The 24,940-nt window shown below is 74.9% G+C and carries 19 protein-coding genes and 3 pseudogenes; 10 read left to right on the top strand and 12 right to left on the bottom strand.

What is annotated here, in order from left to right; translation table 11 throughout:
* Positions 1-62: 62 nt before the first annotated feature.
* On the bottom strand, positions 63-2,219 hold the full coding sequence (gene uvrB / locus AB0H53_RS19565) for an excinuclease ABC subunit UvrB (protein WP_362114502.1): 2,157 nt from the start codon (positions 2,217-2,219) through the stop codon (positions 63-65).
* A gap of 127 nt (positions 2,220-2,346) precedes the next feature.
* Positions 2,347-3,219 carry an MHYT domain-containing protein gene (locus tag AB0H53_RS19560; RefSeq protein ID WP_362114499.1) on the bottom strand — a complete coding sequence of 291 codons (873 nt, stop codon included), beginning with the start codon at positions 3,217-3,219 and terminating at the stop codon, positions 2,347-2,349.
* 449 nt (positions 3,220-3,668) lie between these two features.
* Between AB0H53_RS19560 and AB0H53_RS19555 the strand changes: the two genes are divergently transcribed.
* The 4 genes from AB0H53_RS19555 to AB0H53_RS19540 all read left to right on the top strand — a co-directional run bounded on the left by AB0H53_RS19555 (position 3,669) and on the right by AB0H53_RS19540 (position 7,589).
* Positions 3,669-4,214, top strand: a complete 546-nt coding sequence (locus tag AB0H53_RS19555; RefSeq protein WP_362114496.1) for a methylated-DNA--[protein]-cysteine S-methyltransferase — start codon at positions 3,669-3,671, stop codon at positions 4,212-4,214.
* A gap of 130 nt (positions 4,215-4,344) precedes the next feature.
* Positions 4,345-5,619, top strand: a complete 1,275-nt coding sequence (locus AB0H53_RS19550) for an MFS transporter (RefSeq protein ID WP_362114667.1) — start codon at positions 4,345-4,347, stop codon at positions 5,617-5,619.
* Positions 5,620-5,673: 54 nt separating this feature from the next.
* Positions 5,674-6,708 carry a pseudouridine-5'-phosphate glycosidase gene (locus AB0H53_RS19545; protein WP_362114493.1) on the top strand — a complete coding sequence of 345 codons (1,035 nt, stop codon included), beginning with the start codon at positions 5,674-5,676 and terminating at the stop codon, positions 6,706-6,708.
* Positions 6,705-7,589, top strand: coding sequence for a PfkB family carbohydrate kinase (locus AB0H53_RS19540; RefSeq protein WP_362114490.1), 885 nt, complete (start codon positions 6,705-6,707; stop codon positions 7,587-7,589). Before AB0H53_RS19545 ends, AB0H53_RS19540 begins: the two co-directional genes overlap by 4 nt.
* 8 nt (positions 7,590-7,597) lie before the next feature.
* On the opposite strand, the gene AB0H53_RS19535 is transcribed toward AB0H53_RS19540, so the two are convergent.
* Entirely contained in the window at positions 7,598-8,236 is a 639-nt protein-coding gene (locus AB0H53_RS19535; RefSeq protein ID WP_362114487.1) for a uridine kinase, read from the bottom strand.
* Between the two features lie 85 nt (positions 8,237-8,321).
* Between AB0H53_RS19535 and AB0H53_RS19530 the strand changes: the two genes are divergently transcribed.
* From AB0H53_RS19530 to AB0H53_RS19520, 3 genes and pseudogenes are all read left to right on the top strand, one after another.
* Complete coding sequence (locus tag AB0H53_RS19530; protein ID WP_362114664.1) at positions 8,322-9,116, top strand: SDR family oxidoreductase; 795 nt, start codon at positions 8,322-8,324, stop codon at positions 9,114-9,116.
* Positions 9,117-9,163: 47 nt separating this feature from the next.
* Positions 9,164-9,523, top strand: coding sequence for a MerR family transcriptional regulator (locus AB0H53_RS19525; RefSeq protein WP_362114484.1), 360 nt, complete (start codon positions 9,164-9,166; stop codon positions 9,521-9,523).
* Positions 9,524-9,736: 213 nt separating this feature from the next.
* A pseudogene (locus AB0H53_RS19520) lies at positions 9,737-10,384 on the top strand (DUF2293 domain-containing protein); the annotation flags it as partial.
* Between the two features lie 295 nt (positions 10,385-10,679).
* Here the strand turns inward: AB0H53_RS19520 and AB0H53_RS19515 are convergent.
* Together AB0H53_RS19515 and AB0H53_RS19510 are read right to left on the bottom strand one after the other, a co-directional pair.
* Positions 10,680-11,492: a chaplin gene (locus AB0H53_RS19515; RefSeq protein WP_362114481.1), complete on the bottom strand. Its 813-nt coding sequence runs from the start codon at positions 11,490-11,492 to the stop codon at positions 10,680-10,682.
* Positions 11,493-11,613: 121 nt separating this feature from the next.
* Positions 11,614-12,982: pseudogene (locus tag AB0H53_RS19510) on the bottom strand (amidohydrolase).
* 48 nt (positions 12,983-13,030) lie between these two features.
* On the opposite strand from AB0H53_RS19510, the gene AB0H53_RS19505 reads away from it, so the two are divergent.
* Complete coding sequence (locus AB0H53_RS19505) at positions 13,031-14,770, top strand: hypothetical protein (RefSeq protein WP_362114478.1); 1,740 nt, start codon at positions 13,031-13,033, stop codon at positions 14,768-14,770.
* A 140-nt stretch (positions 14,771-14,910) separates the two neighbouring features.
* On the opposite strand, the gene AB0H53_RS19500 is transcribed toward AB0H53_RS19505, so the two are convergent.
* From AB0H53_RS19500 to AB0H53_RS19490, 3 genes are all read right to left on the bottom strand, one after another.
* Positions 14,911-16,377, bottom strand: a complete 1,467-nt coding sequence (locus AB0H53_RS19500; protein WP_362114475.1) for an SWIM zinc finger family protein — start codon at positions 16,375-16,377, stop codon at positions 14,911-14,913.
* Complete coding sequence (locus AB0H53_RS19495; protein WP_362114472.1) at positions 16,374-19,412, bottom strand: SNF2-related protein; 3,039 nt, start codon at positions 19,410-19,412, stop codon at positions 16,374-16,376. The genes AB0H53_RS19500 and AB0H53_RS19495 overlap by 4 nt, the downstream gene beginning before the upstream one ends.
* Positions 19,413-19,534: 122 nt before the next feature.
* Positions 19,535-19,762, bottom strand: a complete 228-nt coding sequence (locus tag AB0H53_RS19490) for a hypothetical protein (RefSeq protein ID WP_362114469.1) — start codon at positions 19,760-19,762, stop codon at positions 19,535-19,537.
* A gap of 388 nt (positions 19,763-20,150) precedes the next feature.
* Here AB0H53_RS19490 and AB0H53_RS19485 point away from each other — a divergent pair, with 388 nt between their 5' ends.
* Positions 20,151-20,444 (top strand): DUF6343 family protein, encoded by a 294-nt coding sequence (locus AB0H53_RS19485; protein ID WP_362114466.1) that lies wholly within the window; start codon positions 20,151-20,153, stop codon positions 20,442-20,444.
* A 10-nt stretch (positions 20,445-20,454) separates the two neighbouring features.
* Here the strand turns inward: AB0H53_RS19485 and AB0H53_RS19480 are convergent, their stop codons facing one another.
* From AB0H53_RS19480 to AB0H53_RS19470, 3 genes are all read right to left on the bottom strand, one after another.
* Positions 20,455-20,823, bottom strand: a complete 369-nt coding sequence (locus tag AB0H53_RS19480; protein WP_362114463.1) for a tetratricopeptide repeat protein — start codon at positions 20,821-20,823, stop codon at positions 20,455-20,457.
* A gap of 245 nt (positions 20,824-21,068) precedes the next feature.
* Positions 21,069-21,674 (bottom strand): dephospho-CoA kinase, encoded by a 606-nt coding sequence (gene coaE, locus AB0H53_RS19475; protein WP_362114460.1) that lies wholly within the window; start codon positions 21,672-21,674, stop codon positions 21,069-21,071.
* 24 nt (positions 21,675-21,698) lie between these two features.
* Positions 21,699-22,637, bottom strand: coding sequence for a PAC2 family protein (locus AB0H53_RS19470; protein ID WP_362114457.1), 939 nt, complete (start codon positions 22,635-22,637; stop codon positions 21,699-21,701).
* Between the two features lie 227 nt (positions 22,638-22,864).
* Here AB0H53_RS19470 and AB0H53_RS19465 point away from each other — a divergent pair.
* Positions 22,865-23,166 (top strand): annotated as a pseudogene (locus tag AB0H53_RS19465) (sheath polysaccharide-degrading enzyme); the annotation flags it as partial.
* Between the two features lie 96 nt (positions 23,167-23,262).
* Here AB0H53_RS19465 and rpsA read toward each other — a convergent pair.
* Positions 23,263-24,765 (bottom strand): 30S ribosomal protein S1, encoded by a 1,503-nt coding sequence (gene rpsA / locus AB0H53_RS19460; protein ID WP_362114454.1) that lies wholly within the window; start codon positions 24,763-24,765, stop codon positions 23,263-23,265.
* Between the last annotated feature and the right edge of the window lie 175 nt (positions 24,766-24,940).

Raw genomic sequence — 24,940 nt, 5'->3', positions numbered from 1 at the left:
GCTTTTGTGTCGGTGTTGCAACACACCGGCTGCCGGGACGACACCGGCTGCCGTGACGCCGGTCAGGCGATGCCCGCCTCCTTCATCTGCCGCAGCTCCTTCTTCAGCTCCCCCACCTCGTCACGCAGCCGCGCGGCCACCTCGAACTGCAGCTCGGCGGCGGCGGCCCGCATCCGCTGGGTCATCTCCTCGATGATGCCGGCCAGTTCCGCCGCGGGGCGGTCGCTGACCAGTGCCCCCTTGGACGCCGCCGGGCCGCTCCTGGCCCCGGCCTTGGCCTTGCCGGCGGCCTTGGCGGCGCCGCCGAGCGAGGGCACGGGCGCCTTGGCCCCCTTCCCGTCCTTGGCCTGCCGGTAGTTGGTGCCCAGCAGCTGCTCGGTGTCGATCTCCTCGCGGGCGATGGTGGCCACGATGTCGTTGATCTTCTTGCGGAGCGGCTGCGGGTCGATGCCGTTCGCCGTGTTGTACGCGACCTGCTTCTCACGGCGCCGGTTGGTCTCGTCGATGGCCTGCGCCATGGCCGGGGTGATCGTGTCGGCGTACATGTGGACCTGGCCGGAGACATTGCGCGCCGCGCGGCCGATGGTCTGGATCAGCGAGGTGCCGGAGCGCAGGAAGCCCTGCTTGTCGGCGTCCAGGATCGCCACCAGGGACACCTCGGGCAGGTCCAGGCCCTCACGGAGCAGGTTGATGCCGACCAGCACGTCGTAGTCGCCGGAGCGCAGTTCGCGCAGCAGCTCGATCCGGCGCAGGGTGTCGACGTCGCTGTGCAGGTAGCGGACCTGGATGCCCAGCTCGAGGAAATAATCCGTGAGGTCCTCGGCCATCTTCTTGGTGAGGGTGGTGACCAGGACGCGCTCGTCCCGCTCGGTGCGCACCCTGATCTCGTGCACGAGATCGTCGATCTGGCCCTCGGTGGGCTTGACGACGACCTCGGGGTCGACCAGGCCGGTGGGGCGGATGATCTGCTCGACGAAACCGTCGGAGCGGGACAGCTCGTACTGGCCCGGCGTCGCCGACAGGTACACCGTCTGGCCGATCCGCTCCTGGAACTCCTCCCACTTCAGCGGCCGGTTGTCCAGCGCCGACGGCAGCCGGAAGCCGTGGTCGACCAGGGTCCGCTTGCGGGAGGCGTCACCCTCGTACATCGCGCCGATCTGCGGCACGGTGACGTGCGACTCGTCGATGACCAGCAGGAAGTCCTCGGGGAAGTAGTCGAGGAGGGTGTTGGGCGGGGAGCCGGGCTCCCGGTCGTCGAAGTGCATCGAGTAGTTCTCGATACCGGAGCAGGAGCCGATCTGGCGCATCATCTCGATGTCGTAGGTGGTCCGCATCCGCAGCCGCTGGGCCTCCAGCAGCTTGCCCTGCTTCTCCAGCTCGGCAAGGCGCTGCTCCAGCTCCCGCTCGATGCCGTTGACCGCCCTCTCCATACGCTCCGGGCCGGCCACGTAGTGGCTGGCGGGGAACACGTGGAGCTCCCGGTCGTCGCTGATGACCTCGCCGGTGATCGGGTGCAGCGTGGACAGCGCCTCGATCTCGTCGCCGAACATCTCGATGCGGACCGCCAGCTCCTCGTACACCGGGAAGATCTCGATGGTGTCGCCCCGGACCCGGAAGGTGCCGCGGGTGAAGGCCAGGTCGTTGCGGGTGTACTGGATGTCGACGAACCGGCGCAGCAGCAAATCCCGGTCCATCTCCTCGCCGACCTTGAGCGGGACCATCCGGTCGACGTACTCCTGGGGCGTGCCCAGACCGTAGATGCAGGAGACCGAGGCGACCACGACGACGTCGCGGCGGGTCAGCAGCGAGTTCGTGGCGGAGTGGCGCAGCCGCTCGACCTCCTCGTTGATCGAGGAGTCCTTCTCGATGTAGGTGTCCGACTGCGGGACGTACGCCTCGGGCTGGTAGTAGTCGTAGTACGAGACGAAGTACTCGACGGCGTTGTTCGGCAGGAGCTCCCGGAACTCGTTGGCCAGCTGGGCGGCCAGCGTCTTGTTCGGCGCCATGACCAGGGTCGGGCGCTGGAGCTTCTCGATCATCCACGCCGTGGTCGCCGACTTGCCGGTGCCGGTCGCCCCGAGCAGGACGACGTCCTTCTCACCGGCGCGGATCCGCCGCTCCAGTGCGGCGATGGCCGCCGGCTGATCACCGCTGGGCTGGTAGGGGCTGACGACCTCGAAGGGCGCCACCGAACGTTCGATCTTCGTAACGGGCCGCATGGAACCACCGTACGACCCGGCACTGACACTCGGGGCGCCGAGCGGTGCCCGACCGGAACGGAAAGGGGGCGCGGGACCGGGGCGGGGCCCGCCCCGGCCGGTGCGCGACCGGCGCTCTCCCGGCCGGTCAGCGGTCCCGCGAGCGCTCCCGGCCGCGCGGTGGCCGGACCGGCGGCCGGCCGGCCGGCTCCCGGTGGGCGCCGCCCCGCCGGGCCGGCGCCCATGGCCGGCGGACGCCACGGCGCTCGGGCCGCCGCCGCTGCCGGCCGTCCGTCGCCGGCAGCGGGCCGGCCGCCATCAGCAGGGCCGCCACCACCAGGAACACCGCCGGGCCGACCAGCATGGGCACCAGGAGGGAGCCGTCCGGGCCGGCGTCCCCCGCCGGGCCGGCCGCGCCGTGCAGGTGCACGCTGACGGCGGCCATGCCCGTGTAGTGCATCCCGGCGACCGCGACGCCCATGACGAGGCAGGCAGCGAGGCCGGGCAGGACTCCGCGGGCGGAGACCGCCGCCCAGAGGGCCGAGGTGGCCGCGACGACCGCGACGACGACGGAGAGCGCGACGGTGAGCGTGTGGTACTCGAGCCGGCCCTCCAGGCGCACTCCGGCCATACCGAGGTAGTGCATGGTGGCGATGCCGAGCCCGGTGATGGTGCCCCCGGTGACCAGGGACATCGCGGTGGCACCCCGGTGGCCGACGACGAGGGTGCCGACGCCGGTCATGACGATCGCGACGGCGAGGCTGGCGAAGGTGACCGACCGGTCGTGGCCGACGGGGGTCTCCGCCACGCGGAAACCCGTCATCGCGATGAAGTGCATGGTCCAGACGCCCGTGCCGATGGCCAGTGCGCCCAGGGCCGACCAGGCGGGCCTGGCGGCACCCCGGCCGCGCAGCGACCGGGTGACGCAGCGCAGCCCCAGGGCTGCGCCGAGGCAGGCCACGAGGTAGGCCGCCACGGGTGTGACGAGGCCGTGGCTGAATCCGTCGACCGTGCCCCGCATGCCCCTGCCCCCTCGTCCCGTGTGCGCTCCGCCGGCGCGCACGCCCTCGGCCCTGTGACACCGCCGCGGCCCGCCGCTCGGCCGCCGCGCCGTCCCGTCGGCCGGGTGAGCGGCCCGGGCCCCGTACGCCACCGCTCCGTGGCGGTCGTTCCGTCGGTGGTGCCATGTGTACCGGCTGGTAGGGGCGCGCCGCTATGACCATCGGGCACCGAACACACTTTGCGTGGCGATTTGTCGACAGGCGGACGGGGTGGGTGCGGATCCCGGCGATTTCCTTCACGCCGTGGCCACGTCCCGGCCGCCCTCCGCCACATCCACCGCCCTCCGCCCGCACCCCGGACCGTCCGCACCGCCGGGGCCTCCGCCAACGCCGGGGCGCCGCTGACGCCGGGGCGTCCGCGGCCGCCTCCACCGGCGCGCTGTCAGTGGCCGCCCGTACGGTGGTCGGCATGGACAGCGACGCGCAGTTGGTGGAGTGGGCCCTCGTCGGCAGCGACATCGGCCCTTTGCTGCTCGCGGCGACCGGCGAGGGGCTGGTCAGCGTGGTCTTCCACGCGGACGGGACGGTCCGGGCCGGGGCGCTGCGGCGACTCGCCTCCCGGCTCGGTCCGGTGCGGCTGGTCGAGTCGGCGTCGGGCCGTCTGGCCGAGCCGATACGCAGGCTCGACGCCTATTTCACGGGCGGGCTGCGGGAGTTCGGGCTGCCGTTGGACTGGTCGCTGACGACCGGCTTCAACCGGCAGGTGCTGCGCGAGCTGGCGTCGGGTGTGCCGTACGGGGCGGTCGTGGGCTACGGGGAGCTGGCCGCCCGGGTGGGGCAGCCGGGGGCGGCTCAGGCGGTGGGCGCGGCGATGGGCGCCAATCCGCTGCCGGTCGTCGTGCCCTGCCACCGGGTGGTGGAGCGCGACGGCCGGATCGGCGGGTTCGGCGGCGGGCTGGAGACGAAGCGCCGGCTGCTGGCGCTGGAGGGGGTGCTGCCGCAGCCGCTGTTCTGACACCGGTCCGGCCGGTGCGGCCGGTGCTCCGTCCGCCCCCGGCGCTCCCCTGGCCCGCGCCGGTACGGGGTGGCACAGTGCCCCAGTGACCGCTGACCATCGCCTGCCCGATGTCCCCGCCCCCGGGGCGGTGGCACCGTCCGGCCCGCCGGCGGCCGGGGAGCTGGCCGCTCTGCGGCGGCGCACCACCGCCGTGCTCGTCGTCGGCCAGATCCTGGGCGGTCTGGGGGTGGCGACCGGGCTCGCGCTCGCCACCGTGCTGGCGCACCAGGTCAGCGGCAGCGAGGCGATGTCCGGACTCGCTCCGACCGCGACCGTGGCCGGTACGGCGCTGCTGTCGGTGCCGCTGGCCGCGTTGATGGCCGCGCGGGGGCGGCGGCCGGGGCTCGTGCTCGGCTACGCCGTGGGGGCGGTCGGCGCGGCCGTGGTGGTGGTCGCGGCGGCCATCGGGAGCTTCTGGCTCCTGCTGGCCGGGATGGCCGGGTTCGGTGCCGGTTCGTCGGCGAACCTCCAGGCCCGGTTCGCCGCCGCGGACCTGGCGGAGCCGGAGCGGCGTGGCCGGGCCATCTCCACGGTGGTGTGGGCGACGACCGTGGGCGCGGTGGTGGGCCCGAACATATCGGCGCCCGCCGGTCGGAGCGTGTCGGGGCTCGGCATCCCGCCGACGGCAGGACCGTTCCTGTGGGCCGCCGGGGTGTTCCTGCTGTCGGCGGCGCTGGTCGCGGTGCTGCTGCGGCCGGACCCGCTCCTGACGGCGCGGGCGCTGGCGACCGGCGGCGGGGAGGACCTGGAGCCGGCGGGCCGTTCGCTGAGGTCGGGCGTCCGCGCGGTACGCAAGTCGCCGCGGGCCCGGCTGGCGCTGGTCACGGTCACCCTCTCGCACACCGCGATGGTCTCGATCATGTCGATGGCGCCGGTGGCCCTCAGCCACCACGGGGCGGACATCGAGCTGATAGGCCTGGTCATCAGCGGCCACATCGCCGGGATGTACGCCCTGTCACCCGTGATGGGCTGGCTGTCGGACCGGCTCGGCCGGCTGTCCGTGATCGGCCTCGCGGTGGCGCTGCTGGCCTGCGCGGCGCTGCTGGCGGGCACCGCGGGTACCAGTCACGCCCGCAGCGCCGCCGGGCTGGTCCTGCTCGGCCTCGGCTGGTCGGCGGGGCTGGTCTCGGGGTCGGCGCTGCTGACGGACGCCGTGCCGCAGGCCGCGCGAGCCGCCGTGCAAGGTCTGTCCGATCTGACGATGAACACCGCGGCGGGGATCGGCGGAGTGGCGGCCGGCCTGATCGTCGCGCGGGCGGGCTACGGCTGGCTCAACCTGGCGGCGGCGGTGCTGCTGCTCCCGCTGGCCGCGCTCGCGGTACGGCGGTCGCTGCGGGGCGGGGGCCCGGTCGGGCGGTCATGAGCGGTGACTTCGGGCGAGGTTTGCGGGGCGGTCCGCCGCGCCAGGGATGGGAACATGCCGGAGACCACAGTGGTGCTGTCCGAAGAGGTACGGGAGGCGCTGGCCGTCCACCGCCCCGTCGTCGCCCTCGAATCGACGATCATCGCGCACGGCCTGCCGCGTCCGCGCAACCGTGCCGTGGCGGAGGAGCTCGAAGGGCTCGTACGGTCGGCCGGCGCGGTTCCGGCCACGATCGCCGTACTCGACGGAACGGCCCACGTGGGGCTGGGCGAGGCGCAGTTGGACCGGATCGCCGGCGACCCGGCGGTGCGGAAGCTGGGCCACCGCGACCTGGCTCCCGCGCTGGCGACCGGGGCGACCGGGGCGACGACGGTGTCCGCGACCGCCTTCCTCGCGGAGCGGGCGGGCATCGCGGTCTTCGCGACCGGCGGACTGGGCGGGGTACACCGGGGATGGTGCCGGACCCAGGACGAGTCGGCGGACCTGCGGCTGCTGGCGCGTACCAGGATCACCGTGGTGTGCGCGGGCGTGAAGTCCGTCCTCGACGTACCGGCGACCCTCCAGCGGCTGGAGACGCTGGGCGTCGGCGTGCTGGGGTACGGGACGGAGTACTTCCCCGGCTTCTACCTGACGTCGTCGGGCGAGCGGGTCGACTGGACGGTCCGGACTCCCGAGGAGGTGGCGGCGGTGATACGGGCGCGGGACGCGCTGGGCGGTCCGGCGGCGGCACTGATCGTCGCCAACCCGGTGCCGGAGGCCGAGCAGCTGGACCCGGCGCTGCACGACCGGGTGCTCGCCCGGGCACTGGACGAGAGCCGGGAGCGGGGGATCGGCGGGCAGGCCGTGACGCCGTTCCTCCTGGAGTACCTGATGCGGCACACCGGCGGGGCGTCCCTGGAGGCCAACCTGGCCGCGGTGCGCGGCAACGTGCGGCTCGCGGCGCGGGTCGCGGCGGCAGCGGCAGCGGCAGCGGCAGCGGCAGCGGCAGCGCGAACGGCCGGTGCGCCCGGGACCGCGGGCGCCGGTACGGGAAGGGGCGGTACGGGAAGGGCCGGTACGGGAACGGCCGGGTCCCCGGCGGCGCGGTGAGTGCCCTGCTGGTGATCGGGGACGTGGTCACCGACGTGGTGGCCCGGTACCGTCCGCCGCTCGCCCCGGCGACCGACACCGCGGCGCGGATCCGTACGCTGCCGGGCGGCGCCGGCGCCAACGTGGCGTGCTGGGCGGCGCGTTCGCGCGGGAACGAGGTACGGATCCTGGCGCGGGTCGGCCGCGACCGGGCGTCCTGGCACGAGGAGTCGCTGCGGCGCGCCGGTGTGCGGCCGCTGCTGGTGCGGGACCCGGAGGCGCCGACCGCGACGGTCGTGGCGCTGGTCGGCGCGGACGCCGAGCGCACGTTCCTCACCGACAGCGGCGCGGCGCTGCGGCTCGCTCCGGCCGACTGGTCGCCCGGACTGCTCGACGGCGTGGGTCATCTGCACCTGTCCGGTTACCTCTTCTACGCCGCGACCAGCGGGGAGACCGTGTCACTGGCGCTGGCGGCCGCACTGGAGCGCGGCATCCCGGTGAGTGTGGACCCGGCGTCGGCGGGGTTCCTGGCCGAGCTGGGGGTCGACCGCTTCCTGACGGCGGCCCGGGGCGTTGAGGTGCTGCTGCCGAACGCCGGGGAAGCCGCCCTGCTGACCGGCCGGACGGGACCGGCGGAGGCGGCGGCCGAGCTGAGCCGCCGCTTCCCGCTGGTCGCGGTGACCCTCGGCGCCCGGGGCGCGCTGGTCGCCGCGGCGGGCCGGGTGGTCGCCCGGGTGCCGGCCCCCGCGGTACGGGCGGTGGACTCCACGGGTGCGGGCGACGCCTTCACGGGCGCCTTCCTGGCCGCCCGGCTGTCCGGCGCCGGTCCGGCCCAGGCGGCCGCGGCGGGCTGCGACGCGGGGGCGCGGGCGGTGACCCTGGTGGGTGGCCGGCCGGTGTAGCGGCGCGCCTACGGCAGCCCGCTCCACGCCGGGTGCCGTGGGTCGTCGGCGCGCACGACCACGTCGGCGGCGTCCTCGGGGGCGACCTCGTCCACGTACCGCTCGAAGGCGGGCAGCGTCCAGGCCCAGGACTCGTCGGTGCGCCGGGCCAGGGCGCCCCGGGACAGCCGCAGGTGCACGGTGAGGTCGAACGGGAACCACTGCCCCAGCAGGAACGGCCCGTGCAGCACCAGCACCCCGCCGGGCGGGAGCCGGGTGCAGGGGGTGCGCGTCGCCCGGTCGCCGACCGGGTCCCACAGGTCCGGCAGGACCAGCCCGCTGCCGCCCGGCTCCAGCGGTCCGAAGACCTCCCGCCACAGGGCGCCGGTGTCGAACCAGCCGCTGTAGTACGTGTCGGGGTCCTCCTTGCCGTACTCGTACCGCAGCGACGCCGGCCGCAGGAATCCCCCGGTCCCGACACCGATCACCGCCCGCCCGCGCAGCCGCAGCGCCTCCGCCACCCACTCCGCCGGCTCGCCGGGCCGGGCGGCGGGCGGACCGTCGACGGCCACCTTCAGCCATGGGCCGCCGTCGCCGGGGGTCAGGCCGTCGATGTGCTCGGCGAGGGCGTCGGCCAGCCGTTCCCAGGTGATCGGTTCGAGTCGCACCTCTCCATGCTGCCCGAGTTGACCTTGCCGCTGACGGCAGGGTCCGAGGATCCGCCGTATGAGCCGTATGAGCGGTACGAACCGCATGAATCCCACGCCCCGCCCGGATCATGTGAAGGGCACCACTTCCCACGGCGACCGGGTCGTCGTCGTCACCGGCGCCGGCACCGGGATCGGGCGCGCCACCGCCAGGGCCTTCGCCGAGCGGGGCGCGCGCGTCCTGGCCGTGGGCCGCCGCCCGGAGCCGCTCGCCGAGACCGCGCGCGGTCACCGGGACCCCGGCCGCATCCGGCCGCTGAGCGCCGACATCACCGCGGACGGCGCCGCGGACGAGATCGTACGGGCCGCGCTCGACGCCCACGGGCGGATCGACGTACTCGTCAACAACGCGGCCGTCGTCGGTGACGGCCGGCTGGGCACCTTCACCCGCGCGACGATGGAACCACAACTGGCGACGAACCTGATGGCTCCCGTCCTGCTCACCCAGGCCGCGCTGCCCGCGCTGGAGGCGGCCGGTGGAGTGGTCGTGAACGTCACCACCTCGGTCGGTCTGCGCGCCTGGCCGGGCAACGCCGTCTACGCGGCCACGAAGACCGCGCTGGAACTGCTCACCCGGAGCTGGGCCGTGGAGCTCGCCCCGCGCGGGATCCGCGTGGTGGCGGTGGCGCCGGGCGCCGTCGAGACCCCGATGGGCGAACACTCCGGGCTCTCCCCCGAGCGGCTGGCCGGGCTCCGCGCGTGGCAGCGGGCACACACCCCGCTGGGCCGGATCGGCCGCCCGGAGGAAGTCGCGTGGGCGATCGTGCAACTCGCCTCGCCCGAGGCGTCCTTCGTGACCGGAACCGTACTGCCGGTGGACGGGGGCGCCGTGGTCGCATGACGGATGCTCGTCGCACGCGTGGTACGACTGTGCCGGGAGGTACAGCTGTGCGCATCGGGGAACTCGCCCGGGTGACGGGCACGACGGCTCGCGCCCTGCGTCACTACGAGGAGCAGGGCCTGCTCGCCCCGGCCCGCGCGGACAACGGCTACCGGGTGTACGGCGAGGACGCCGTCGTCCGCGTACGCAACATCCGCCATCTGCTGGACGCCGGGCTGACGTTGGAGGACGTCTCGGCCTTCCGCGCCTGCCTGGACGGTGATGTGGCCGCCGCCCCTCCCTCGGCGCGCGGCCTGGAGATCGCTCGCCAGCGGCTCGCGGTCCTGGACGCCCGGATCGCCGCGCAGACGGCCGCCCGCGACCGGCTGGCGGCCGCGCTGCGGCGTCACGGGGCCGCCGGGCCGTGACCGCGTGCCCGGCGTCCACCGGCCGGGCGCGGGCGGTGTTCCGCACGGCCGTCGCGGGGAAGACAGTGGGCAGCGGCGTGCGCCACGCGTCGCAGCGCGGGCCGACCCGCCGTCCCCACAGGAGTGACCGAGGCATGGAGACGGCACCGATACCGACGATCCGCCCACTGCCCGGCTGGTCCGCCGGGGCGGCGGCACCCCGCGGGCACTGACGTGCCGGCCGGTCCGCTCGTGGTGATCGAGCCGCTGAAGCCACGCGGCCACTGCGCGCGGCCGCGGTGGGCCGCTGGCCGGCTGGCCCTGGAGTGCCACGCCCCGCTCCGCCCGGGCTGCGCCGGCCCGGGCCGCCTGGTCCCCCTGCCGCGCGGCGACGCGGCGCTCACCCGCCGGGCCCGGGAGGCCAGCGGGCGCTGGGCGGTGGTGGTACGGCACAACAGGCGCCGTACGAGATGCGAACGCCAGGGCATCCTCGCGGAAGGGGCTGCCCTGGCCCGGGCCGAGGCGGCCTGTCTGGCCGACGCCGGGGCCCGGGGCCCGGCGGCGGGCCTGGGACGCGGTGCGACGGGCGGCCGAGGCCGCCCGCTTCACCGCCGAACTGGCCGCCGGGATCCTGCGTCTGTTCCCGGGGTGCCCCGGGGGCGGCGCCGGGCCGGGGCACCCGCCGCGGGGCGCGGCAGTGGCCGGGTGGGCCGCACGGCGGCGGGGCGGGCCCTGGACGAGGGCGTGGTCACGGCGGCGGTGCGGGCATCGGTACGCCATGTCGACACCGAGTACGACGCGCCGCTGACGCGCGGAGTCCTCCGCCGCCAGGCTCGCGCCCGGGTGGGACCGGCCGTCGAGGCGGTCCTGGAAGCCTGGCGACGGCGTACCGGCGCGCCTCTGCCCCCGCCGGTACGCCGGGGCCGCCGGGGAACGTCCGGGGCTCGCGGGCCCCGGGGGGCTTTCCGGCGCCGTCGGGGCGCCCGACGCCTGGCGGGCTGTCGACGCACCGTCCGGACTGCCCTGCTCGCGTGGGAGCGCGTCCCCGTGCCGCCAGGGTGCGCGAGCCCGGACGTGCCGGCGCCGTCGGGTTCTTCGCTGCCGTCGGGGCGTTCCGGTCCTGGGGCCCCCGGACGTCTCACGGCCCGCGAACCCTCGGGCCCGCGGGCGCGACGGGTCAGCTCCCGGCGGGGGCGCCCTCGGCAGCGGGAGCGGGGACCCGGCGGAAGCGGCGGTGGAGCAGCCCGCCGGCGAGCATCAGGCCCGCCGCCGCGGGCAGTCCGACACCGAGCAGGTCGTCCGCTCCGGTCCGGGCCAGCGACGTCGAGCCGGCCTGCGGCTCGGGGGCCGGGACTGCCGCCTCGGGAGCGGGAACCGGAGCCGGAGCCGGAGCAGGGGCCGGGGCCGGGGGGGCCGAGGGCCGGGGCCGGTCCGGCTTCGGCGGGGCGACCGGCTCGTTCTCCTTCGGGGGCTTCACGGCCGGCTCGTCGCCACCGCCGTTGACGGAGGTGTTGCCGAAGGCCGGGTTGAGCACACCGACCAGGTTCACCGAGTTGCCGGAGACGTTCACCGGCAGGTCGACGGGCAGTTGCAGACCATTGCCGGCGATCACTCCCGGCGAACCCACCGCGGCGGCGTCGGCGGACGCGCCGCCGGAGTTCTTGCCGCTCGCGCCACCGCCGTGCGGCGTGGCGTGCTCGTCCTTGTGGTTCCCGCCGTGGCCGCCGCCCTTCTCGGCGTCCTGGCCGCCCCTGTTCTCACAGCGGTTGCCGGCCGCGGGGTTGAGCAGCCCGACGACGTTGACGGTGTTGCCGCAGATGTTGACCGGGACGGCCACCGGCAGCTGCACGACGTTGCCGGAGACGACTCCCGGCGAGTTGGCCGCGACACCGGCCGCGTCGGCGTCCGCATGCGCATAACCCGCCGCCAGTGCGAACGCGCCACCCGTGGCCATCAGTGTGGCCAGACCATTTCGGCGAGTATGCCTCATGGCTTCCTGCCTTCCGGAGACTTTCACGGGCACCCGCCCGCACCCGAATCAACGCCTGACAACCACTCAGGGTTATGAGGCGTGCGCCATTCACTCCATCGAGTGGTGCCGCGCCCCACCCTCATCCCTCCGCTTCGTAGGCCCGCGCCCTCCCGCCCGTCCGCCGCCCGGTCAACGCGGGCAGCTCCGCCGCCAGTCGGGCGACCGTCCCGGCCACGTCGACCGTCAGCAGCCGGCGGTCCCGCATGAGGACGCGCCCGTCGACGACCGTGGTCCGGACATCGGCGGACCGCGCGCTGAACACGAGTGCCGTCGCCGGATCGTGCACCGGCTGGACGTGCGGCCCGGTCAGGTCGACCAGGATCAGATCGGCACGCCGCCCGGGCGCGAGCGTCCCCACCCGCCCGCCCAGCCCGACCGCCGCGGCGCTCTGCGTCGTCGCGTGGCCGAGGGCCTGCCGGGCGGTCAGCCAACGCGGGTCGTGTTCCGCCGACTTCTGCACCAGTGCGGTGAGGGTCATGCTCTCCCACACGTCGAGGGTGTTGTTCGACGCGGCACCGTCGGTGGCGAGTCCCACGGGCACCCCGATCCGTGTCAGGGCCCGCACCGGAGTCGTCTCCCAGCCGAACTTCATGTAGCCCTTGGGCGCCGTGGCCACTGCCGTCCGCCCGGCCGCCCGCTCCAGCAGCGGCAGGTCCCGGGCGGTGATCCCGGTGCCGTGCGCGATGAGCACGTCGACGTCCAGCAGCCCGGCCCGGTGCAGCACCTCGATCGGTGTGCGTCCGTGCCGGGCGAGGCTGCTCCCGGTCTGCGCCCGGTTCTCGGCGGCGTGCAGGTGGACGGACAGGCCGTGCTCGTGTGCCAGCGCCGCGGTCGCCGCCAGGTCCTCGTCGGTGACGGTGTACGGGGCGTGGGGCGCCAGCGATGTCGTGATCCGCCCGCCGGCCGGCCCCCCGCCACTCCAGGGCGAACTCCAGCGACCGCTGCCGCCCCTCGGCTCCTTGGGAGGAGAAGTACGTCCAGCCCAGGTCGGCGCGCAGACCGGTGTCCAGCACGGCGGCGGCCACCCGGTCCATCGCGACATAGTGGTCGGCGAACGTGATGACACCGCCCCGGATCATCTCCGCGCAGGCGAGCCGTGCCCCCAGCTCGACGACCCGGTCGGTGAGGTTGCTCTCGATCGGCCAGATCCAGTCGTTGAACCACTCCTCCACGGGCACGTCCTCCGCGATGCCCCGCAGGGCCACCATGGGCGAGTGCGTGTGGCAGTTGATGAGCCCGGGCATGGCCACCTGCCCGCGCCCGTCGATCCGCTCGGCGGCCGCTACGCCCCGGGCGGCGCCCGCCGAGGTGACCTGCGCGATCACTCCGTCCCGTACGACGATCCCGCCGTCCTCCTCGAACCGGACCTCCCCGTCCGTACCGTGCAGCAGCAGAGCGCACCCGTCGATGACGAGGTCCGCGGCCTTCGCTTCGCGTGCTCCGGGCATCGGGCTCCCTTCCCCGGACCAGCATGCCCGCGCACCCGGTCGCGGGGGGTGAGGGAAGTATCGTGGCGCGGCGAGGGGGTGGCCGTGGGCGAGGAGTGGCTGCGGGTGCCGGTGGGGGCGGACGCGGAGCGGTGGGTGACGCGCGGGGAGGTGCGCACGGTGCTGTTCGTCGTGCACAACGTGACCTCCGCGACCCGGTTGCTGGATGTGCTGCCGCTGTTCGACGGTGAGTGGGGCGTGCAGTGTCTGGCCACCTGCACGGGTTCCTCGCCGTTCCTGGCCGGGGTGCCCGAGCTGCTGGCCGGGGCGGGGCTGCCAGTGCTGCCGTGGGCGCAGGCGAAGGAGACGGCGGTCGATCTCGTGGTCAGCGCCAGCTACGGAGGCGAGTTGCACGCGCTGCGGGGGAAGCTGGTCGTGCTGTCGCACGGCGTCGGCTACAACAAGAGGCTGGCGACGCCGGAGAACGCCACCCCGGTCGCACCGGTCTTCGGAATCGACCCGCAGTGGTTGCTCCATGACGGTGCGCCTCTCGCCTCCGCGACCGTCCTCTCCCATCCCGAGCAGCTCGAACGACTGCGGCGCTCGTGTCCCGAAGCCGCCGGTACCGCCGTGCTCGCGGGTGATCCCTGCTTCGACCGGATGCTGGCGTCCCGCGCGGCACGTCCCGCGCTGCGGCGGGGCTTCGGGGTGGCGGACGGGCAACGGCTGGTGGTGCTCAACTCGACCTGGGGGCCGCGCTCCCTGTTCGGGCGGGTGGAACTGGGCCGGCTGATCGACCGGTTGGCCGCCCTGCCCGTCGACGAGTACCGCCTGTGCGCCGTGCTGCACCCGAACATCTGGTACGGCCACGGGCCCGGGCAGGTCCGCAGGTGGTTGCGGTACGCACAGGGCGCCGGGCTGACGCTCATCGATCCGCTCGGACCCTGGAGGCAGGCCGTCGTGGCCGCCGACTGCCTGATCGGCGACCACGGATCCGTCACGTTCTACGCGGCGGCGCTCGGGGTGCCCGTGCTCCTGGGGGCGTTCCCGGAGCCGGACCTCGACCCGAAGTCGCCGGTCGCCGAACTGGGGCGGAGCGCTCCCCGGCTGCTGCCGCACGATCCACTGCGGCACCAGTTGGAGTCCGTCATGGAGGGACACCGCCCTGAGCGGTACGCGCCCGTCACCGCCCAGGTCACCTCGTGTCCCGGTGAGTCGGCGCGGCGGCTGCGCGCGCTCTTCCACCGTCTCCTGCGACTGCCGGAACCCGCCCGGCCCGCGCTGCTGGAACGCTTGCCCGTCCCCGAGGACACCGGGCAGGCGATCGAGGTGCCGCTGAGGGTACTGACTTCGGCCCGCGGTGGCGAGGACGGCGGCCCTCCCGAGGTGACCGTCGCGCGGTACGCCTCCACCGCCGCCGAGCCGGAGGAACGGCAGGCCGACGACGCGCACACCGTAGTACCGGTGGACACATGCGATACCGGTCGGCTCCCGGCAGCCGACCTGGTGGTCACGTACCGGCCACTCCATCCGCGGGCCTGGGCCGCCGAGGCGCTGGCGGAACACCCGTACGCGGCCATGGCGGTCGCCGTGACCGGGGTGGGACGCTGTCTGACCCGCACCCGGGAGGGGCTCGTCCGGGAGCTCACCGCGCGGCCCGGGGCCGACGGCTTTCCCGATCCGTGCGACCCGGCGGCGTACGCGTCCGCGCTGTACGCCCTGTCAGGTCCGACGGCCACCACGGGCGGCCGGATGGTCGTGGTGACGGGGCGGAGCCGTCACCACGTCGACATAGGGACCGGTCACTGACGTTCGTCCGCCGCGGTCGGTCCGGCCTCGGCGGTCCACGCCGGCGCGCAGCCGGCCCCCGCCGTCGCCAGTGCCACCAACTCGGCTTCCACCAGGCCCCCTCAGCCGCTGCCGGAACGGTACGTACGGCAGCCTACCCATCAGCGCCCCAACAGGTCGGCGAGTGCGCCGACCGGGTCCGCGTCGGGGGTGCCCCTCGGCCACCAGTCCTCCCGGCCGGGGTCCGACTCGTAGCCGTACCACAGGCCGTCGCGGCCGTAGCGGAGCTGGAGGGCGGGCGTGGACAGGCGGTTGCGCCAAGGGCGGAAGTGCGGGAAGTCGGCGGCGGTCAGGGCCGGGCGGGCCCGGTCGAAGGGGCCGGCAGGCGGGTCCCAGGGCTCTTCGAGCACGGCGAGGCCCGCGAGGCCGCCCTGGCGCCAGGCGGCGACCGCGCGGGCGAGGTCGGCGGGAGTGCGGTCGAGCGCGGCGGCCAGGTCACGGTACAGCGCGCGGGTGGAGGCGGTCAGGCCCGAGCCCGGGTGGGCGGCGGCCAGCCGGACGGCGTCCTGCCAGGGGGTGAGGGCGGCGACCGGGTCGTGCCCGGTGGTGAGAAAGGCGTGGGCCCGGGCCGCCGCCTCCGTGGCGAGCAGCTCCAGGGCGAGGGGATCGGGTGCGTCCGGGTCCTCGGGATAGGCGGGAGGCCGCCCGGGGTGGGCCGGGGCGGCCTGCGGAGGCGGCAGGGCGGGGAGGACGGGGAGGACGGGTGCCCTCGGGGCGGGTGCCGACGAGGCGGGTGCCGAGGGGGCCGTCTCCGGAGCCTGTGCCTGCGGAACCTGTGCCTGCGCGGCGGGTGCGGCGGGGGCGGGTGCCGCGAGGGCGCGGGCGGAAGGGGGCGGGGAGGCCTGGGGTGGCCGCCGGCTGGCGGGCTCGGCGGGGACCACGTCGCGGGCCGGCACGGTGGGCATGGGCGGGGGCGCCGCGGTGGTCTCGGCGGCCGACCGGGCCGCGTTGCGGTGGCTGAGCGCCGCGAGGATCTCCTGTTCGCCCCGGCCGCGCATCAGGAACAGCACGAACGGGTCCTCGTCGAGCAGGCGGGCGGCCTGGTAGCAGAGGGCCGCGACGTGCTTGCAGGGATAGCCGTCGTCGGGGCAGGAGCAGTCCGGGACGAGGTCACCGGGGCTGGGCAGCAGAGCGGCCACGCCCGCCAGGGCCTGCGGGACGTCCTTGTCGAGGAGGGCGGCGATGTGGTCGGGGCGGGCGGCCGCGGCGTCCAGGAAGCGCTCCCAGTCGTCGTCGGCGAGGACGCGCAGGCGGATCTCGGTGCGGTACGGGCGGGGGCGGCTGCCGTGGACGTACGCCGTGACCCGGCCGGGGGTCACGGTGATCGCGTCGACCAGCCCCCGGCCCGCGTAGGCGCGCCCCCGGGCCAGGCGGGCCGGGTCCAGGGCCATGTCCTCCAGGGCTTCCACCCAGGCGTTCCCCCACCAGGTGGCGGCGAACCTGCCGTCCTCGCCCGTGGCGGGGGCGAGCTGCGGGAAGGTGCGCCGGTGGTCGTCGTGGAGGGGGACGCGGCGGGAGCCGGGCGCGGGGTGCGCACCCGGTCTGCCGGGACGGCGGTAGGGGCTCATGACGGCCTCCTCAGCGACACCAGGTCGGCCAGTTCGCGGTCGGTGAGCTCGGTCAGGGCCGTCTCGCCGGAGCCGAGGACCGCGTCGGCCAGGGCGCGCTTGGCGAGCAGCATCTCGGCGATCCGGTCCTCCACCGTGCCCTCGGCGATCAGCCGGTGAACCTGGACCGGCTGGGTCTGGCCGATGCGGTACGCCCGGTCGGTGGCCTGTTCCTCCACGGCCGGGTTCCACCAGCGGTCGTAGTGCACGACGTGGCCGGCCCGGGTGAGGTTCAGGCCGGTGCCCGCGGCCTTCAGGGACAGCACGAACACCGGGACCTCACCGGACTGGAAGCGGTCCACCATCCGTTCGCGCTCCGCCACCGGTGTGCCGCCGTGCAGGAGCTGGGACGGCACCGCGCGGGCGGTCAGGTGTGCGGTGAGCAGCCGCGCCATGGACACGTACTGGGTGAAGACCAGGACCGAACCACCCTCGGACATGATCGTGTCGAGCAGTTCGTCGAGGAGGGCCAGCTTCCCGGAACGGCCGGCCAGCCGCTTCGGCTCCTCCTTCAGGTACTGAGCCGGGTGGTTGCAGATCTGCTTGAGCGAGGTCAGCAGCTTCATCACCAGGCCGCGGCGGGCGATGCCCTCGGCGCCCTCGATCAGGGCCATCGTCTCGCGGACCACCGCCTCGTAGAGGGAGGCCTGTTCGCGGGTGAGCGGGACGGGGTGGTCGGACTCCGTCTTGGGCGGCAGTTCGGGCACGATGCCCGGGTCGGACTTCCTGCGGCGCAGCAGGAAGGGGCGGACCAGCCGGGCCAGCCGCTCCACCGCCTCGTCGTTCTCGATCTGTTCGCTGTTCTCGACGGCTCGCGCGTGACGGGCGCGGAAGGCCTTGAGCGGGCCGAGGAGCCCGGGGGTGGTCCAGTCGAGCAGGGCCCACAGCTCCGAGAGGTTGTTCTCGACGGGGGTGCCGGTCAGGGCGACCCTGGCCGGCGAGGGGATGGCGCGCAGTGCCTTGGCGGTGGCGGAGAAGGGGTTCTTGACGTGCTGTGCCTCGTCGGCGACGACCATCCCCCACTCCTGGGCGGCCAGTGTCCCGGCGCTGGTGCGCATCGTGCCGTAGGTGGTGAGGACGAAGCCGCCGGCCAGGCCGTCCAGGGTGCGGTCGCTGCCGTGGAAGCGGCGCACCGGCACACCGGGGGCGAACCGGCCGATCTCCCGCTGCCAGTTGCCCAGCAGCGAGGCGGGGCAGACCACGAGGGTGGGGGCCGGGCGGGCCCGGCGCAGGTGCAGGGCGATGAGGGTGACCGTCTTGCCCAGGCCCATGTCGTCGGCGAGGCAGCCGCCGAGGCCGAGGGAGGTCATCAGGTCCAGCCAGGCCAGGCCCCGCAGCTGGTAGTCGCGCAGGGTGGCGTTCAGGCCGGGCGGCGGGGGGACGTCACCGGGCCCGGCGACGAGCCGGTCGCGGAGCACGGCGAGCGCCCCGACCGGCACGGCCTCGACCGTCTCCCCGTCCACCTCGGCGGTGCCGCTCAGCGCCACGGCCAGCGCGTCGACCGGCTCCAGCAGGCCCAGTTCCCGCTTGCGCGCCTTGCGGACGAGCGCGGGATCGACGACCACCCACTGGTCGCGCAGCCGCACGATCGGGCGGTGGGCCTCGGCGAGGGCGTCCATCTCGCGCTCGGTGAGCGGGTCGCCGTCGAGGGCGAGCTGCCAGTCGAACCTCAGCAGCTCGGCGCCGTCGAAGAAGGCGGTGCCGTCGGTGGCCGAGCCGGGCGCGGGCCGTACGACGGCGGTGGCGCCGAGCGACCGGGCGAGTTCCCTGGGCCAGTGCACGCTGACGCCCGCCGCGTCCAGCCCGGCGGCGGCGGGGCCCAACAGCTCGTACAGCTCGTCCTCGGTGAGCGGGAGGGTGTCGGGCACGGGCCGCTCCAGCAGCCGGCTGAGCGGTGGCCACACGCGGGCCGCGCGGCGCAGTGCCAGCACCGCGTCGATCCGGGCGCGCGGCCCGAAGCGGTCGGCGCCGTCGCCCGCCCAGAGGTCGGCCGCGTCGATGACCAGGGTCGGGTCGGCCAGGCTGTGCACCTGGACCAGCGCGGCGGCGGCCGGTCGTTCGCCGCCGTCCTCCCGCGCGGTGTCGAACAGCTCGTACCCGGAGAGGTCCAGGCGCAGGGACACCCGGACGCCGGCGTCCATGCCCGCCGCGGCCTCGGCGGCCCAGGCACGCGCGCGGGGCAGGTGCTGCGGGCCGCGGGCGGCGAACGGGGCGCCGGCCGCGTACGGCGCGGCGGGGGTGCGCGGCAGGGTGTCGGCGACCGCGTCGAGGAACGCCCGCACCAGGGCCTCGGGTTCGGGGAGCTGGAGCGGGCGCAGTCCGGGGACGGGTACGGCGTGCGCCTCGTAGGGCATGGCGGCGGCGATCGCGCGCAGGTGGGCGATGTCGTCGGCGTCCAGCGGGCCCGCCCGCCAGGCGTCGAGGTCGTCGGTGGTCAGTCCGGGCAGCAGCCGGCCGCGCGCGGCCAGGTGCAGCGCGTGCAGGGCGGCGGCGCCCCAACAGGCGGCGGCCGGGTGCGCGCCGGGCGCGTGCCGGGCCGCGACGAGCGCGGGGAGGGCGTCGGCGACCGGCAGCAGCAGTGCGGGGACGGTCCTGCTGCGGACGCCGGAGCCGTGCCGGCGGACGACGGTGATGGTGCCGGGCTCCGCCGCCGGGCGCGGCGCCGGGCCGCCCGAGGGGCCGAGTGCCGGACCGTTCCCCGGGCCGGCCGCGGGGCCGAGTGCCGGACCGCCCGCGGGGGCGTCTGCCGGGCCGGCCACCGGGCCGGATCGCGCCCCGGTGGCGGGGCCCCGCGTACGCGCCCCGGGCGGGGTTTCGCCGGAACCGCCACCGGACGGGGCGCCCGGCCCGTCGCCGGGCGTACCGCCGCCCGGCCCGGTCGGCAGCGGGTGGCCGTCGGGGGACCAGAAGGCGACCCGGCCCTCGCGGGGCAGGCCGGCCGGCAGGAACACCGCGGCACAGGTGTGCGGCGGCAGCGGCGGCAGTTCGTGCGGCACGGCCGGTCACCTCCCCTCACGCTGGTCGTGTCGTCGTCGCACCGGTGACGACTGGACCTACGACCTTACGGGTGGGGTCTGACAGTCGGCCCGCGTACCGCCCGCGCGCGGCCCGGTCCCCGTTACCGCACGCCCTCCCACAGCTCCCGCTCCGCCGCCCTGAGGTCCTCCGCCACACCCGGCCGGCCGCCGCCGAAGACCATGGTCGCGCGGCGCTCCGGCCCGTAGGCGGCCCAGCCGGGATCACCGGTGGCCGCGAACGCCACCCAGGCCCCGTGCATCGCGTCCGCCACGGCCTGCGGCGGGTCCTCGCCGGCCACCGGGGCGTACGCCGGGTCGTCCAGCTCCACGCGCGCGGCGGGGCCGGCGGGGCGAAGGGCGAAGCCGCGTAGGGGATGCCCAGGAAGGACGCGATCCCGTCGGCCGAGCGGCGGCCCCGTACCGTGCCGTACCTCGTCGCGCGCACCGGTTCCCTCTGTTCCGGCTCCCTTCGGCCGCGGCGCCCGCGGCGTTCCCGCCTTCGGGACGCCGGTGCCCTCGGGTGCCGGGCACCACGGTGCCGTGTGCCGGCCGCCGGCGTGAACCCCGCCCGCCGTGCGTCCCGGCGACGCGGGCGGGGGCCCGGCACCTCGCGCGGACGCGCCGGCTGCCGGGCGCCGGACGGGTGCCGGGCGGGCGGCCGGTCACCGGCGTCGCGGCCCCCGCGCGGGGTACCCGCGGTACGGGAAGGCGATCACCATGCGTACTGGCAGTGAACCGAGCACCGCGCGCAGTCCCCTGCGGATCCGGTTCTGGCTGGCCCTGTGGGGTCTGATCTGGGCCGCGGCCGGGACCGCCGTCTTCGTCCTGGCCGGGCGCCCCGGCTGGGCGGCGGCCTGCGGCCTGCTGTTCCTCGCGGTGACGGTGGACCTGGCCCTGATCGTGCGGCACATGCGCCAGGGGCCGCACTACCAGCCGGGCCGCGACGTCCCCCCGTACGAACCGGACCGGGGCCGGGGTCCCCACGGGGGAAGCGGCGGGCTCGGTCGCTGAGGCGGCCAGCTCACTGGTCCGCGTCGAAGCGGGCCGCCTCGATGTACTCGGGCTTGGGGTCGAGCGCCGCGGCCAGGCGGAAGTGGCGCCTGGCCCGGTCCGGGCGGCCGGAGCGCTGGAAGGTGCGGCCCAGGGCGAAGTGGGCGAAGGCGTTGTCCGGCTCGCGCTCCAGCACCAGCTCGAACTCCAGCTCGGCCGGGCGCAATTGGGCCGCCGCGAAGAACGCGCGGGCGCGCAGCAGGCGGGCGGCGGTGTTCTCGGGGTGGGCCGCGATCACCGAGTCGAGCAGCTTGACGGCCCCGCGCGGGTCCCGGGCGGCGAGAAGCTGCTCGGCCGCGCGGAAGTCGATGACGTGGGTCTCCGGGTTGCTCTCGGGCACGGTGTCATCCTTCCCCTCGCTGCGAGGGTTCAACATCGACAGGGACGGGGCTATTCCGCCCGCCGGCCGGCCCGGCGGGCGCGGCGCGCCACTCCCCCGGTGACACGGGCGGACGCGCGGGCGGCCGGCGGCTCGGGCGGGCGCCGGGAGCGGGCCGCCGGGGAACCCCGGGAAGCCGGGGGGGGGAGCCGCGGCGCGGGCGGGGTCCTCCGTGGTGCGGTGGCGCCACGGCGCGGCGGGGGCCGTCAGGCGGCGCGGGCGGCCCGCTCGGTCAGGTCGGCCCAGACCGCACGCACCTGTGGTTCCAGCGCCCCCAGCGGCCCGTCGTTGTCGATGACCAGGTCCGCCACGGCTCGCCGCTGCTCCCTGGTGGCCTGGGCCGCCATCCTCGCCCGTGCCTCGGACTCGGTCATTCCGCGGAGCCGGACGAGCCGCTCCAGCTGCGTGTCGGCGGACGCGTCGACGACCACGACCACGTCGTAGAGCGGCGCCAGGCCGTTCTCGGTGAGCAGCGGTACGTCGTGGACCACCACCGCGTCCGGTGCCGCCGCCGCTTCCAGCTCCGCCGACCGCGCGCCGACCAGCGGGTGGACGATGGAGTTCAGCGTGGCCAGGCGCTCGGCGTCGGAGAAGACGATCGAGCCCAGTCGCGGGCGGTCCAGGGTCCCCCCGGGTGTGAGGATCTCCGGTCCGAACGCCGCCACCACGGCCGCCAGCCCGGGCGTTCCGGGCTCCACGACCTCGCGGGCGATCCGGTCGGCGTCGATGAGCACCGCCCCGTACCCGGCGAGCAGTCGTGACACCTCGCTCTTGCCGGCGCCGATTCCGCCGGTCAGCCCCACCTTCAGCATGAGCCGCAGCCTACGCCAGGCGCCTCAGACATCGCCCTCCCGCTCCGCCAGGAAGCGTTCGAATTCGCGGCCGATCTCGTCGGCGGACGGCAGGTCCACCGGTTCGGCGACCAGGCTGCCCCGCGTCTCGGCGCCGGCGATGGCGTCGTACTGGTGCTCAAGACCCCGTACCAGCGCGACCAGTTCCTCGTCGCCCTCGCCGATCTGTCGCTCGATCTCGGTCTGGGTGCGCTGCGCCTCGGTGCGCAGCGCGTGCGCGATGCCCGGCAGGACCAGGCCGGTGGCGGCGGTGATCGCCTCCAGCGCGGTCAGCGCGGCGTCCGGGTAGGAGGACCGGGCGACGTAGTGCGGTACGTGCGCGGCCACACCGAGGACGTCGTGCCCGGCCTCCATGAGCCGGTACTCCAGCAGCGCCTCGGCACTGCCCGGCACTTGGGCCTCGTCGAACGCGCTGCGGTGGCCGGGCACCAGGTCGGCGCGGTTGCCGTGCGGGGTCAGGCCGACGGGGCGGGTGTGCGGGACGCCCATCGGGATGCCGTGGAAGTTGACCGAGAGGCGCACCTGGAGCCGCTCGACGACCTGCCGCACCGCGGCGATGAACCGCTCCCACTCCACGTCCGGTTCGGGCCCGGACAGCAGCAGGAAGGGCGCCCCGGTGGCGTCCTGGACGAGGCGGACCTCGATGCCCGGCGTCTCGTACCCGGCCCAGCGGTCGCGCCGGAAGGACAGCAGCGGGCGGCGGGCCCGGTAGTCCACGAGCCTGTCGTGGTCGAAGCGGGCCACCACCTGGTGCGGCAGCGTCTCCAGCAGGTTGTCGACGATCTGCTCGCCGGTCTCACCCGCGTCGATGTATCCGTCGAAGTGGTAGAGCATGACCAGGCCCGCCGACTCCTGGGCCAGCGCCATGTCGACGACGGCCAGCCCCTTCGGCTCCCACGCGTACAAATCCTGGGGATCAAGCACGATTACCGCTCCTCCTCATGTCCGTAGGGAAGAACGTCACTCGCCGTGCTCGAATTCCCCGTTCCCGTACCGGTGTCCGGGATGTGCGGGAGCCCCGCGCCTACAGAATTGGTCCAGACCTTGGCATGGGCACTTCGTTGCCGCGGTCACGCGGCGGTGTGCTCGTCGCCCGCGGGCCCCCGCCCGGCGCACCCGCGCGTGAGGAACGGAAGGGAAGGCGCGCGTGCAGCGGCAAGGCGGCCGCGCCGGGTACCGCGGCCGCCCGGATCACTCCCGCCGGCTCCCCCGCGTGGCCCTGACGGCCGGTGGCGGCTACGGCCTCCGCCTCGACGGCGCCTCCCGCTGGCCCGTCGGGGCGTCACGGTCACCGGCGGCCGGAAGGGGATCGTGACGGACGCGGCGAACGGCGTGGGCGTCGAACTCCGTCACCGTGCGCGGTCCCGACCCGGAGGGCGTCCCCTTCCGCACGTCCAGCCGGGGCGGCGTCATCCGGAACCCGCGGATCCACGACACCGGCGACGACGACCGGGTCCGCCGGCCGGTGGGCGGACACGACCGAGGCCCGCCCCCTCGCGGGGACGGGCCTCGATGCTCGCTACCTACTGCTCAGCGGTGAGCCGGGAATTCAGCTCTGGCCGCCGGCCAGCTTCTCGCGAAGGGCGGCCAGCGCCTCGTCCGACGCCAGGGCGCCGGAGTTGTCGTCCGACTCCGAGGAGTACGAACCGCCGGAGACCCCCGCCGGGGCACCGGCCGGAGCGGCGGTGCCACCCTCGGCAGCGGCGGCCTCGTCGGCCTCGCGGGACTTGATGACCTGGGCCTGGTGCTGCTCGAAGCGCTGCTGCGCCTCGGCGTACTGGGTCTCCCAGGCCTCGCGCTGCGCCTCGTAGCCCGGCAGCCAGTCGTTGGTCTCCGGGTCGAAGCCCTCGGGGTAGATGTAGTTCCCCTGGTCGTCGTAGGACGCGGCCATGCCGTACAGGGTCGGGTCGAACTCGACCGACGCCGGGTCGGCACCGAAGGACTCGTTGGCCTGCTTCAGCGAGAGGCTGATGCGGCGGCGCTCGAGGTCGATGTCGATGACCTTGACGAAGATCTCGTCGTTGACCTGGACGACCTGCTCCGGGATCTCCACGTGGCGCTCGGCCAGCTCGGAGATGTGGACCAGGCCCTCGATGCCCTCGTCGACGCGCACGAACGCACCGAACGGAACGAGCTTGGTGACCTTACCGGGAACGACCTGCCCGATCTGGTGGGTCCGGGCGAACTGCTGCCACGGGTCCTCCTGCGTCGCCTTGAGCGACAGGGAGACACGCTCGCGGTCCATGTCCACGTCGAGAACCTCGACGGTGACCTCCTGGCCGACCTCGACAACCTCGGAGGGGTGGTCGATGTGCTTCCAGGACAGCTCCGAGACGTGCACGAGGCCGTCGACGCCACCCAGGTCCACGAACGCACCGAAGTTGACGATCGAGGAGACGACGCCGGAGCGGACCTGACCCTTCTGCAGGGTGGTGAGGAACGTCTGGCGAACCTCGGACTGGGTCTGCTCGAGCCAGGCGCGGCGGGACAGGACCACGTTGTTGCGGTTCTTGTCCAGCTCGATGATCTTGGCCTCGAGCTCCTTGCCCACGTAGGGCTGGAGGTCGCGGACACGACGCATCTCGACGAGGGACGCCGGCAGGAAGCCACGGAGGCCGATGTCGAGGATGAGACCACCCTTGACGACCTCGATGACGGTGCCGGTGACGATGCCGTCCTCTTCCTTGATCTTCTCGATGGTGCCCCAGGCCCGCTCGTACTGGGCACGCTTCTTCGAGAGGATCAGGCGGCCTTCCTTGTCCTCCTTCTGGAGAACAAGGGCCTCGATCTCGTCGCCGACCTTGACGACCTCGTTCGGGTCGACGTCGTGCTTGATCGAGAGCTCGCGGCTCGGGATGACACCTTCGGTCTTGTAACCGATGTCGAGCAGGACCTCGTCCCGGTCGACCTTCACGATGACGCCGTCGACGATGTCGCCGTCGTTGAAGTACTTGATCGTCTCGTCGATCGCGGCGAGGAAGGCTTCCTCGTTACCGATGTCGTTGACCGCAACCTGCGGGGTGGTGGCGGTGGTCTCGGTGCTGCTCGTCATGTGGGAAAGGGCTCCGGTACGGACATTGAAGTCGTAGGTACTGCTACGCCGAGAGCCCGTATCGCCTCTGCAGAAGCCGGACAGCCAAGGAAGCGCCGATCCCCGCCAGGGGTGGCGCCTCGACAACCGAGGGGACATACAACAGATGCGAGCGCGGCCTGCTCCGTCTGAGGCG

Source organism: Streptomyces sp. NPDC050856 (assembly GCF_040653855.1).
GTDB lineage: Bacteria > Actinomycetota > Actinomycetes > Streptomycetales > Streptomycetaceae > Streptomyces.
This window is presented reverse-complemented; position numbering and strand designations above follow the sequence as displayed.

Excerpts from the sequence above, each read along its gene's own strand:
- uvrB (WP_362114502.1), bottom strand. The coding sequence starts at position 2,219 with ATGCGGCCCGTTACGAAGATCGAACGTTCGGTGGCGCCCTTCGAGGTC.
- AB0H53_RS19560 (WP_362114499.1), bottom strand. The coding sequence starts at position 3,219 with ATGCGGGGCACGGTCGACGGATTCAGCCACGGCCTCGTCACACCCGTG.
- AB0H53_RS19555 (WP_362114496.1), top strand. The coding sequence starts at position 3,669 with ATGGACAGCGACGCGCAGTTGGTGGAGTGGGCCCTCGTCGGCAGCGAC.
- AB0H53_RS19545 (WP_362114493.1), top strand. The coding sequence starts at position 5,674 with ATGCCGGAGACCACAGTGGTGCTGTCCGAAGAGGTACGGGAGGCGCTG.
- AB0H53_RS19530 (WP_362114664.1), top strand. The coding sequence starts at position 8,322 with ATGAATCCCACGCCCCGCCCGGATCATGTGAAGGGCACCACTTCCCAC.
- AB0H53_RS19515 (WP_362114481.1), bottom strand. The coding sequence starts at position 11,492 with ATGAGGCATACTCGCCGAAATGGTCTGGCCACACTGATGGCCACGGGT.
- AB0H53_RS19500 (WP_362114475.1), bottom strand. The coding sequence starts at position 16,377 with ATGAGCCCCTACCGCCGTCCCGGCAGACCGGGTGCGCACCCCGCGCCC.
- AB0H53_RS19485 (WP_362114466.1), top strand. The coding sequence starts at position 20,151 with ATGCGTACTGGCAGTGAACCGAGCACCGCGCGCAGTCCCCTGCGGATC.
- coaE (WP_362114460.1), bottom strand. The coding sequence starts at position 21,674 with ATGCTGAAGGTGGGGCTGACCGGCGGAATCGGCGCCGGCAAGAGCGAG.
- rpsA (WP_362114454.1), bottom strand. The coding sequence starts at position 24,765 with ATGACGAGCAGCACCGAGACCACCGCCACCACCCCGCAGGTTGCGGTC.